Source organism: Cysteiniphilum sp., from assembly GCF_057495195.1.
Map to the genome: position 1 here is coordinate 1 of NZ_JBXTEF010000050.1, position 10950 is coordinate 10950.

A 10950-nucleotide genomic window follows, 5' to 3' on the forward strand; every position below is an offset into this window, starting at 1 on the left:
ATTTGGAAGGCTATGTGCAGCATTTGAGTTGCTGGCACAAAAATACTGTGCATAATTTAAACCTTGATTCACATTATATTACATATCCATTTGGGTGCATTTATGGGTGATTTTTATGAATATCAGCGTGTTAACTATAATTTTTCTATGTTGTGTTCGATTGATCAATTGAGAAACATATTTTATAGCGCATTGGATACATGTGATCTGCGCGATCAACTTATTGATCTGGTGTATAATCATTTTGAGGGAGGAAGTAGCTCGTTTCAAAATGTGAAAATTACTACAGATGATTTGAATCTCTTTGCCTCAACACCCAGAGTAATGAAGGATTATAATGACGAGGTTATAATGATGCGCTCTTATAATGATAGCCTTTATTTTGAAGATCCGTCGAGAACTCCTAGTCCAAAGGCACAACAAATATACAAAAGAGCCTTTGCGGAGAATGTTCTTATTGAACTAAATATCTTAAACGAGTTGCCTGATAGCTCAAATTGACTTTGCGTACTGAGAATCACTTAATATTTTATGTATTGTTATAATCAGATAATAATGAAATGCTGTGCTTAATGTGCTCAGATATAAATCGATAAAGCGGTTGTCCATCGCGCTCGATTAACGCATAAGGTGTGCGATTACCCAACAAATCAAGAAAGTTAACCTTTTGTGATAAATTGCTTAGCCATTCGGTGGTGTGCTATTTTAGCATTTCATATGTTTCGTCCCCACTCAACCCGATTGATATAAAGACCAATGAGAGACTGTTAACTCAACTGTGTCATGCATTAGCTCCGTTTTTGAAAAACAAATGCTTTTTCTAGGCAAGTCGCTTGATTCTGGTTTTATAAAAGTCAAGTATTTACCGCAAACCTGACAGCGATATCTTTGTACTCCATCTGAGTTCAATTTTAATTGGTTCTTTCCCGCTTGAACTGTTTTTGCTGAATTGCAACTCCTTTAATGTACGTCAATTTTAGCCATTTTTGATTTAGCATTATAAAAATAAATATGCTAGAAAACCACACTACCCTTTTTGACACCAAATTTATTGATACCATAATCAACGATAGTCTAATAAATATGGTGTACTCTTGGGTTTATGTTGATTGAGATATCTCTCAATATCACTATGTGTAAAATCAGCATTATTAGCCACGCCCAATATCTGCCTAAAACGAGAGGTTATCGTAATATCATCACAACGATTAAGTGTTTTAATCAAACTTCTGACCGCTCGGGTTATTGATTTGGCGCTTTCTGTTGCCCTGTCATGACAGCACAAGTTGATATAGTCTATTACATGTGTTGCCTCAAGGAAATGATCAAAAAAATCAAAAAAGTTTGCTAACTTTCGTGCTTTCCAACTGGTTGCAAGATCTGTTGTATAAGGTGACATCAATGTTGAATCTTTTTGATATGCTTTAAAACACTGAAAATAAAACTTTTGCCAAACATATGACTGTGGCAACGCTTTCTGATATGTATCATGCAAAAAATCATAAGTACTAAAATAACCTTGAAAGATCATTTTTGTCGCCTGTTTTTTGGCTTCTGTGAAGGAAATTGTTGATACTGGTTTTGGTTTTAAGGTAACTGTTTTATCACGATAATATTGACGCAAACGTCTAAAAACACTTTCTTTGCGATCAAGATAGCTATAGATACTACGAATACCAGCAAATATATGTATCACAATATATAAAACGAATCGTTTTAACCAACCAACAGCGACAATTGGTAGATCTTGTGTTTTTAATGTCTTATGCAAATCATCTCCCGCCTTATCTTGACCAAATCCAAAAACAAGCGTTTTTGCGCGAACATCATCTAACTCTTTTGCATATACTGCATATTGTTTCGCGGTTTGAGTTTCATCGTCTCCAAACTTTGGTAAAATAAAATCCTCCGTAGGCATATTATCGAAATACCCGCCATCGATGTATTCAACAACTTTCCTATCGACACTGATCTTGGTAGGTTGCAAGATAATGGGTAATGCAGCCGATGCTTTACATGCCAAGGCAACATCAACCTCAGGCGTAACCTCGGCATTAAACACCTGAAAATTACCCGTTTTCTTTTCAACTGCTGTTACTACCAACGGCTTAAATGTCTTGCTATCGTATCGACTTAACTTTAGTAAATCAGCAAAAGTGATGGGTTGATCACTATCGCATTTTGCAATGATCTCTTTGATCTCTTTGATATCTTTAATTTCATTAGATTTGTTTAGCATATTGTTTTGGGCAAAATAGGCTAAAATACTATGCTTGATGTTTTTTACTACAAACTCATAAAGTGCTTGCCCGTCACGTTCTATCAGTGCATAAGGTGTCCTATTTCCCAGCAAATCGATAAAACTAGTCTGTTGTGACAATGCTATTAACTTTTGCTCAGATATACCAAACGCCATCAGGCTTGCCAATAGCGCACCAACTGATGAACCTGATAACATTTTAACACCATCAAATACACCACTTTCTTTCAGCGCTTTGTAAACACCTGAATACAGGACACCTTTGGCACCCCCACCACTAAAAACAAGATATTCAATATTAGGTTTAGTCATAAAGCCCCCTCAACCTTCAATTTAAAGAAACTTCAACAACTGCATACTTGGCACCCATCGCAATGAATCAACAAATTCACCGTCATTATAGGACACCGCAAAAAGCCCAAGTAAATCGCTAAATTTAGGTTCGATATTCAATACTTCTTTGATTTGTTGAGTAAAGCTCATCAACTCTGAAATTGCCTCAGTGATTTCAAATACATTGTTTTTTTGTTTTAAATCATTTGCCCATTGTTGATACAAGCCATTAAGCGTTGCTTGTGAAATATTTGGCAGGTAAACGATGCCTTGCTCATTATAATCCCAAGCGGGGTCATCTAGCATTTGGATGTGTGCACATAAATGACAAGCTAATACTAAGTTATTAAGGGTATTAACGTTATAATCAAGGTCTTTATTGACAATATGCAAATGCTTTGTTTCAGTTGCTCCACAAAATTGACAATATGGTGCCTCATTGCATAATTGCTCTTTGATTTTAATATAATTCACGTGATTTTGACGTGCGTAAAACTCAATAAAGTTACCACTTTTAGCACTTAGCTTTAGTGGTAGAAGAACGTGTGATTCCATTGTTTTATTTCTTTTCCTCTTGCTGTTTTTTGATTTTTTGATTTCCAGTTTTTAGAATACGCTGGGCAACCTATTGATATACATATATCTCTTGTTGTAATGCTTCTATTGCTGTTTTAACCATCGGTGTTGTGATCTTGGTGTTGAGCATTTTCTCAGCCTGCCAATGTGCAGTAATTGCTGCAGCTTCGGTAAACACGGCTTCTCTGCCAACATTATTTAAGGCGTACCATAAGGTTCTGTCCTCTTTTTTTAACCATAAGAAAGAGGCATTTGGCACAATGCCCCCTTTACGTGCATGCTCCAGTAATCCACACAACAACGTGCTATTATAATGATGCTTTGTAACGATTGACCTGACCTTGTCTTCATACTCATAGCGCTTAATGCTTGAGTTTACTGCATTTGACAGGCGTTTTTTGAAGCGATATTTATCTAGCCAACGGCTGCTCATATACCACTGTGTGGCACACTGCAAAATACGTCGCCCCAGCTTGCGGTCATTTGCAACAAATGCGATTAAACTCGCGTATAAGATATATAACGCCTGTGAATCAATAAGTGCATCACTGCCAACCTGACCAAGCTGGCGGCATAACACATCATAGCTTTTATAAATATCTAGCTTTTTATCCTGAGTTATTAAAGCATGCTGATGCATAAACTCAACAGGTGACAACGCCATACTAAAATCACCTTTTAGCAAATCTTCGTGCTGATTTTCTGGTAAATAGACATCGGCAAATGACTTTTGCATCCGCTGAGATAGCGTACGCATAGAATAGCTACTTTTGTACCGACGAACAGGATGAAATAATAATAGAATAATTGCCAATACAACACTTAAAGTACACAATAATTTCTTGCTTATTTCTCCCGTAATCAATGCCAGATATTTCATATCTTCTAATGACACTCTGGATTGTGATACGTGATTGCACCAGTTCATTAGTAACTGGTATTTATGATTGAATAAAATAATTATACTTAACTCAAATTTTTTAATGCCAAACACAACATCAACAATGTATTGATGAAATACAAAATAGAAAATTAAAGCGACGCCCAAGCAAAGTGCAATCACGTAAAAAACACCCATTTCAGAATGGTCACTTGTTTGCTGCTGACTCATAATCGCCCCCAAGCACATTATCAACTGCTAGAATATTCTCATCACATAAACTTAAAGCTTGATCAAAAATAAAAAGTAACTGGATCAGGTCATAGCTTTCCTCATTGATATCAACCATCGATTCATCAAAAACATAGTGATAAAGGTCCTCCGCTTGCGTAATCAATAGATTAAGCAATACAGTCTTGCGATGTAATTTATCAAAGGCTTTCTCATGTCCATTTTCGATGCAAATAATACCATTTTCTACTAGCATTTTATCTAAAAGACTACTTAAGGTGATCATTGCTTACTGCTCCATTAAGCGAACGTGTTAATTTCTGATGTAGTAATCTACGACCACTGCCTTTTTTGATTTTCAAATAATATTCTCCCAGTTTTAACAATTTCTGCTCCTTTTCTTGCGCTTGTTCTTTCGCCAAACGCATATTTCTACCACGCATAATATTAAGGGTGTAAATCAAGCTAGATAGCCTTTGCATATCTATCAATTGGCGCGATCCTCGATCCTGATGATCATCCGTAATCAAACAAGTTAAGATATTTTTATCCGCTGATTCTTCAGTACTTAAGGGTGAATCGCCCTTTGTTGCTGTCTTAGCTTCTGACGTATTATCTTGGGATAATTCCTCAGCACTAGCTAACGCTGTCAGATCAGTAGATATTCTATTAGACTCTGTAGAATCTACTTGCTCAATGTTTTGATCATCTTCAATCTTGCCATATTGCACTTCTTCTGTTTCTGCTATTTCTAGTCTTTCTTTATCTTCATTATTTTGCAATAAAGCTTGTGATAAATGCCTTGAGCTGATTGGCACGGCATCTTGGATTATTGGATATTGCTCATGCTTATTGGCGAATTGATAACATTTCAAAAAGCCATTACTAAGTGACTCCAGCTTTAAAAATCGATTTAAACGTATTGCACGAGTTTTAGGCGGTGCGGCATAAAACATCTTGGTACGATAAATCCCCGATTGAAAGAATACATGTGCCTCGCCCGGCATTTGATCTTTTAAATCCATTAAATCCAATCTTGATCTTTTCTCAATCGTTGCTTCTTTGGTGTCTTGATAACCATATGCCTGCCCATTGCTGCCCATGTTATAACTTTTGGCAACAGTGACATATGCCTCACCTGCTGTTTTATTGAAAAAGTCCCAAGTTTCTGTTGGATCCTCTAACTTCATACATACTTTGATATTGGTATTGGCAAAGATCGATGCGGCTTCTTCTTTGGATGCTTTTTGAAAGGCTGGGATATCTTGTCCGGCAAACACCACTGAGAAGCCTAATGATCTTGCCTGTGCGGGAACTACTGCAAACCCTTCAACTGCATAATAACCATATTCATCTAAAATACACAAAAATGGCGTTTCCGCATTAGATGGTTTGGATTCAATAACCTCGTTATAGTCCCCTTGAATTCTACTGCCTAAGCCTGAAGCAAGCATGGCCTTTAATGATGCAATAATGAGCTTACCTAAGTTTGCTAATTCATCTGGTGATTTCTCCAAAGCCGGCAATAGTACAACCAATATACGCCGATTGAGTACTACATCCTTGAAGTTAACTTCAGCTAAGTTAGTACGCATAATATGCGCATATACATCTGCAAGTGAACCAAATATTCGCGTTAACTGCATCGTAATGTAACCATGCTGCTCATAGGTCTTATCTGACTGTTTGCCGACATTTTTTTTCTGATAACCTGGTAATGTCCCCAGATAGTTATAAAGTGGCGACAATACCTCTTTTGGCAGGGTCTCTTGGATATAAATCTCATGGTCATCCTGATCAATCGCCACCTTGTTTTGTAGCAAGTTTTCCAATACATCCAAACTAAAGTATTTACGGATTAATTCCGAATCTAAATTAAAATATGCCTGATCACGTAAATAGACCAAGACACGCATTAATGCCTCAACAAAAGAAATTGCACGCCCTTTCCACATATCGCCATCGCCACCTTGTTTTGATGACCCCATCATACTCACCACCAATTGTGACAACATACTTGATGAACCAATGGCAAAGGGATTCAAGGTATTTGAAAGTGCTTCTTGCTGCGGACCGATAATATCTTCAGCACCGGTCATATAGTTAACCACTAACAGATCATCTTCTCGTCCCATTGATCTGGCCATTGAGAAAACCTGTGCAAAAAGACTATTATCACCCTTACCATCAACATAGATAAATCCACTGCCTTGTATCAAAGCATTATAGGCAATCGATAATAACGATTGCGTCTTACCACTTCCTGTTGTGCCCAAAATTAATGCGTGTGTCTGCATATCCTGACTTGAAAACCATACTTCATGTTTCGTGCTCTTTTCATTGGCAAAAAAGTACAGACCATTGGCTTTTTGCGGCTTATGATGCTTAGGGTCTTTGTTGGAGACATCTAAATGCTTAGCACCCATTGGCAAGCGAACTGGTAGGCGTGGTAATTGCCAGAATGCATTCCAAAAGATCAGTAAAACCATCACAAACAGTAAATCATTGATCAATGGCAAACATAAAATCAAAATACTGCATACCCCAATCAATGTCACACTTCCGCTAAGTGATGAGCAAAAATCATAGGTTCTGCGCAAAAAAGGCCTTGTATCACGAATAGACATGCTCGGCGTTGATTCTTGTGCCTTAGATAATCCTCTATATCTTATGGTTTTCATCTGTTTTATCTTATGTTCATTTTATTTCTATCTTGTTTTATCTTCTACGCACTATTTTTTCTCTACCGACGATAAACTCTCTAAGCAACTGTAAGGAGTCCTTTGTATTGAGCTTGAAGTAATTTAAAACAATCAAAATTATCGCTACCACAACGCATAAACACACCGTCCACAGTCGAAAATGAAATAGGCATAATACAATTGGAATAAAAACTTGCGCATCTATCACAAAAAACTTTGGTGTTCGCGCTGAGTCACGCCAATGTGCATCTAAATTATTCATTACTACCCACCTAATGTATGCTATGTTTTGATAAATTAGGGCTCAATAAATGTCCTTGTTGATACAACTGTTTAAGATGTTCATCAATATTCGTTTTATCTTGCTGCATCATTTTATTGACCACTTGCGCAAATTGATGCTCTGGCGTTTCAAGTAATTTGTTTACCTTATCATCTGAGAATAATAAATACTCTCTTAGTGCTACTCTGCCACCTTTTTGACTGGGTATTAAACTCTGCCAAATAATCGCTTTAAGTGTGCACAATAAATCATATTTGATCGTTTGCTGACGTTCTTTTGGAAAAAGCATCAAGCCTCGCTGAAATGCTTCGGCAACACTTTTGCTGTGTAAAGTTGTATATACAGCATGCCCTGTTAGTGCTGCTTCAATCACTGCTGAAAATGTATCATGATCACGAGACTCACCAACCATAATTGCTGTTGGCGTTCTACGCATGGCATTTCTAACCGCATACGCATAATTGGGTAACTGCCGCGGCAACTCCGATTGACTAACACTGGCAGGCGCTGGCATATCATCATCAACAGAGTAAAGGTATTCAATAGGTGACTCCATGGTAATGAGCTTTTCACCATATAAGTTCTTAGATAATCTATGTTGCAACATCGAAGATAATAAGGTCGATTTACCTGAACCTGTTGCGCCGCACACGATCACAACACCATCACGCACTAAGCTCAAATCATATAAATCATCTGAAATACTTAATTGATGTAATGGTGGCGGACAAGCGGGTAAGATGCGTAGTGATAATTGCAAACCCGAAGCATTCATGCTGTGACAAGCTGTAATATTGACGCGAAATCTTACTTTTTGCCTTTGTTTTATCAGTAATGTATAGCTAAAATCCAGATCACTGCCACTTAAGACTTTTGCCACAGCGTTACTGCCATAAAGCAAATTAGCCGCATTCTCAATCTCGTTATAGGTTAATGTGCGTTTAGTTAATGCCATTGCTAAACCATCTTTATTTGCAATGACACGCGCACCCGTTTGCAAGGTAATATCAGAGCAATTTGCCAAATAACACTGCTCTAGTATGTGGTAATAATCCTGCTCTATTAAATAAGATGGCTCTTGCTCAAATATACAAAGTATCACGATCTTTGTCTCCCTTGGAGCACAGGTTGCCATAGACTGCTATTAACCTGAAATTGAGGTAGTAATTTTAGCTGATAGCTTTGATTATCAATCACCAATTTATTGTTATTCCCCGTAATGCCATAGTCATTTTTCTTAACATAAGGTTGTGATATCTTATGCTCCAATACCAGACGACGGTAAAGCAGCATGCCATTAAAATCACGATTAAGTTTACTGATATCTTGTTTGAAGATATCAATGCCCTGCTCATACCCTCTTTGCCAACCAATTTGAATGATCTTTTTCCAGAAATCTTGCTCTTTTTGATTAGTCGGCAAAACTGATTTGTCCGGCATCTGAGGTTTTGCATAACTCATCCACAAATAATCACGCCATGTAGGCACCACAGTCACAAACTTTGATTGTTTGACAATTTGATAGATTTGAGCGCCTGCTTTAATCGTCAAGCTATCTGGTGACAACTGCGAAACATTATACGCAGTCTGGATAACCGGTGGCAGCACATGATTAGGCAATAACAAATCATTGAAATTATATGCCTGATATAAAACACTAGATAACGTTTGTAACTTGGCATTGACTGTTTGTGAGACTCGATATAGTGCCATTTGTGAACTTAATGCCAAAGCAGCTTCTTTTAGCGCTTGCTGCCTGATGGTTAGGTCATCTTTAGCGTATATTGCTGTCGTGCTATTTGATTTATTTAAATTCTCTATGCTTGAAAGTGAGTCTACTATCATTAGTCAACATACCTTATACTAATTACACGCATTTTGGTGTTGATTGAAAGCACTGCTTTTGCCTTGGCTTGAACGGCAATATTAGTCAAAATATTTAATGCTGAGTCATTTACAGGGGCATTTAAATTACCCAACAAAATGACTACTGGAAACAATGGCTGCTTGCCAAAGGTCTCAACTTTGTAACCTACAGAGTGGGCAATTTGTTTTAATAATGGCTCAATAGGTCCATACCAAGTAATCGATAAATCTTTGCTTAAATCCTCAGATTTCACCTGTTTAAATGGCATTTTTGGCTGCCCATATTTACTCAGCTCTATTGCATTTAAGTTTTCTAATGAATGCTGTATCGATGAGGTTGATACCTTAATTTGGTTTAAAACCACCTTGTTTAAATACTCATCTTGTTGTGCTGTTTTTAAACTGCTGGTATCGGCACACCCCGATAACCATAAACAAACAGGCAAAACCAAAAGGGCAAATATTTTGTCTATTTTACACATTTTACTTTGTTATCCATTATCAAATTGACTTTTTATGATGATTTATCAAGCGCACTTTGATCTACAGTAAAAACTTTCTGTGCACTTGTATTACCCGCATCACTCATAATCGAACTTTGAATCATTTGTATGGCAGGGACAAGGCACATCAAAAGCACACCTATCAATAAGTGACCAGAACCATTTTTAAGATGCTCCCCTTGCGCCCCTTGGGTCGTATGGTGCTTTCTAAATAGCTGCAGTCCACTATAAACAAACCACATTCCAGCAAGTGTTGCAACGACTTGTACAAAATACTCAATTTGGGAAATAAAACCAATTAAGTGCTTTGCCCATGTTCTAAAATCATGCATACTATAGCCTTCGGCATAAGCACCTGTTATTGCAATGGCGAATATTACAACACCCAAACCAATTTTCACACTTTTGTTACTGATCATTATCTACTCCTGTTGGTTAATAAACTCTTATCATTACTTTGATTTTCTTCACGCTCTGCTTGAGCTCTTCTGATCCAATAAAAACCGTAATACATCATCTCTTTACCCTTATTTTTTTATTACTCATTTGTCACAATCTATAAAAAAGCTTTAACACTCTGAATTGCACTGACAACAAACTCTGCATTCATCGCAATAATCCCAGCTAACATATGTGATAACGTGCGCCCAAGATGCCCCTCTTGACCTTCTGATACTTTTGTCAGTAAGATCATCGATCGAATTAACGACACCAAACCAATAATCATTAACACACTATAAAGCACATAGACTGTTTGCTGATTGGTACTGACCCTTGAAAAGTCATTCATATAACGTAACAATGTATTTTGAGGGCTCAGCGAAGTGCTTGGAAACAAACTGGCTGTCAACACTTGAAAGAAGTTTGTAATAGATACCAAAACAACCCCTGAGAAAATCATAAAAAAGGTTGTCGAGGGCGCATAATAGCGAAACATCTGCTGCGCTTTACCATGTTTTGTTAACCGAAAGCAGCCGATCAATAGCACAACAAAACCGATTCCTCCAGCAACACAAATCACAAAAGGATAAACCGACTGCGCAATAGCAATGACAATATGCTTAGTTGCGGTGACATCAATATCTTTTAATCGTGGATCCATGTTTACTTTCGCGTTGATTTAACTAAGTATCAGATTACGCCTAAAAATCCTTGCATCAAGCACCCACCTTACTTCATGTGAAAACGTTTAAACTAGCTACTGATTTCTGTGGAGAACACGGGAACGGCAAATCATAAACTGAAGTTACGCACTTTAGAAAAACTATGATTTTATAAACACCCCGTCAGCCTTTGGCTGCCACCCCTCTTGCAAA

Annotated in this window: 12 protein-coding genes; 1 reads left to right on the forward strand and 11 read right to left on the reverse strand. The window is 37.4% G+C overall.

Going from position 1 to position 10950, the window contains the following annotated elements; genetic code table 11:
* Positions 1 to 102: 102 nt before the first annotated feature.
* Entirely contained in the window at positions 103 to 501 is a 399-nt protein-coding gene (locus tag ACY10D_RS04590; RefSeq protein ID WP_486999597.1) for a hypothetical protein, read from the forward strand.
* A 562-nt stretch (positions 502 to 1063) separates the two neighbouring features.
* Here ACY10D_RS04590 and ACY10D_RS04595 read toward each other — a convergent pair.
* The 11 genes from ACY10D_RS04595 to ACY10D_RS04645 all read right to left on the reverse strand — a co-directional run bounded on the left by ACY10D_RS04595 (position 1064) and on the right by ACY10D_RS04645 (position 10736).
* Positions 1064 to 2572: a patatin-like phospholipase family protein gene (locus ACY10D_RS04595; protein WP_486999598.1), complete on the reverse strand. Its 1509-nt coding sequence runs from the start codon at positions 2570 to 2572 to the stop codon at positions 1064 to 1066.
* Between the two features lie 21 nt (positions 2573 to 2593).
* The gene (locus ACY10D_RS04600) at positions 2594 to 3148 is read right to left on the reverse strand and encodes an HNH endonuclease signature motif containing protein (protein ID WP_486999599.1); all 555 of its coding nucleotides are present in this window, start codon (positions 3146 to 3148) and stop codon (positions 2594 to 2596) included.
* Positions 3149 to 3218: 70 nt separating this feature from the next.
* Entirely contained in the window at positions 3219 to 4280 is a 1062-nt protein-coding gene (locus ACY10D_RS04605; RefSeq protein WP_486999600.1) for a secretion/conjugation apparatus DotM-related subunit, read from the reverse strand.
* The gene (locus ACY10D_RS04610; protein WP_486999601.1) at positions 4258 to 4566 is read right to left on the reverse strand and encodes a hypothetical protein; all 309 of its coding nucleotides are present in this window, start codon (positions 4564 to 4566) and stop codon (positions 4258 to 4260) included. Before ACY10D_RS04610 ends, ACY10D_RS04605 begins: the two co-directional genes overlap by 23 nt.
* A complete protein-coding gene (locus ACY10D_RS04615) occupies positions 4550 to 6961 on the reverse strand; it encodes a type IV secretory system conjugative DNA transfer family protein (protein ID WP_486999602.1) in 2412 nt (803 codons plus the stop codon). The genes ACY10D_RS04610 and ACY10D_RS04615 overlap by 17 nt, the downstream gene beginning before the upstream one ends.
* Before the next feature lie 37 nt (positions 6962 to 6998).
* Entirely contained in the window at positions 6999 to 7244 is a 246-nt protein-coding gene (gene icmT, locus ACY10D_RS04620; RefSeq protein ID WP_486999603.1) for an IcmT/TraK family protein, read from the reverse strand.
* A 10-nt stretch (positions 7245 to 7254) separates the two neighbouring features.
* Positions 7255 to 8367, reverse strand: a complete 1113-nt coding sequence (locus ACY10D_RS04625) for a type IV pilus twitching motility protein PilT (RefSeq protein WP_486999604.1) — start codon at positions 8365 to 8367, stop codon at positions 7255 to 7257.
* On the reverse strand, positions 8364 to 9110 hold the full coding sequence (locus ACY10D_RS04630; protein WP_486999605.1) for a type IV secretory system conjugative DNA transfer family protein: 747 nt from the start codon (positions 9108 to 9110) through the stop codon (positions 8364 to 8366). The genes ACY10D_RS04625 and ACY10D_RS04630 overlap by 4 nt, the downstream gene beginning before the upstream one ends.
* Entirely contained in the window at positions 9110 to 9613 is a 504-nt protein-coding gene (locus ACY10D_RS04635; protein ID WP_486999606.1) for a DotD/TraH family lipoprotein, read from the reverse strand. Before ACY10D_RS04635 ends, ACY10D_RS04630 begins: the two co-directional genes overlap by 1 nt.
* A 32-nt stretch (positions 9614 to 9645) precedes the next feature.
* A complete protein-coding gene (locus ACY10D_RS04640; protein ID WP_486999607.1) occupies positions 9646 to 10053 on the reverse strand; it encodes a hypothetical protein in 408 nt (135 codons plus the stop codon).
* Positions 10054 to 10190: 137 nt separating this feature from the next.
* Entirely contained in the window at positions 10191 to 10736 is a 546-nt protein-coding gene (locus tag ACY10D_RS04645; protein WP_486999608.1) for a hypothetical protein, read from the reverse strand.
* Between the last annotated feature and the right edge of the window lie 214 nt (positions 10737 to 10950).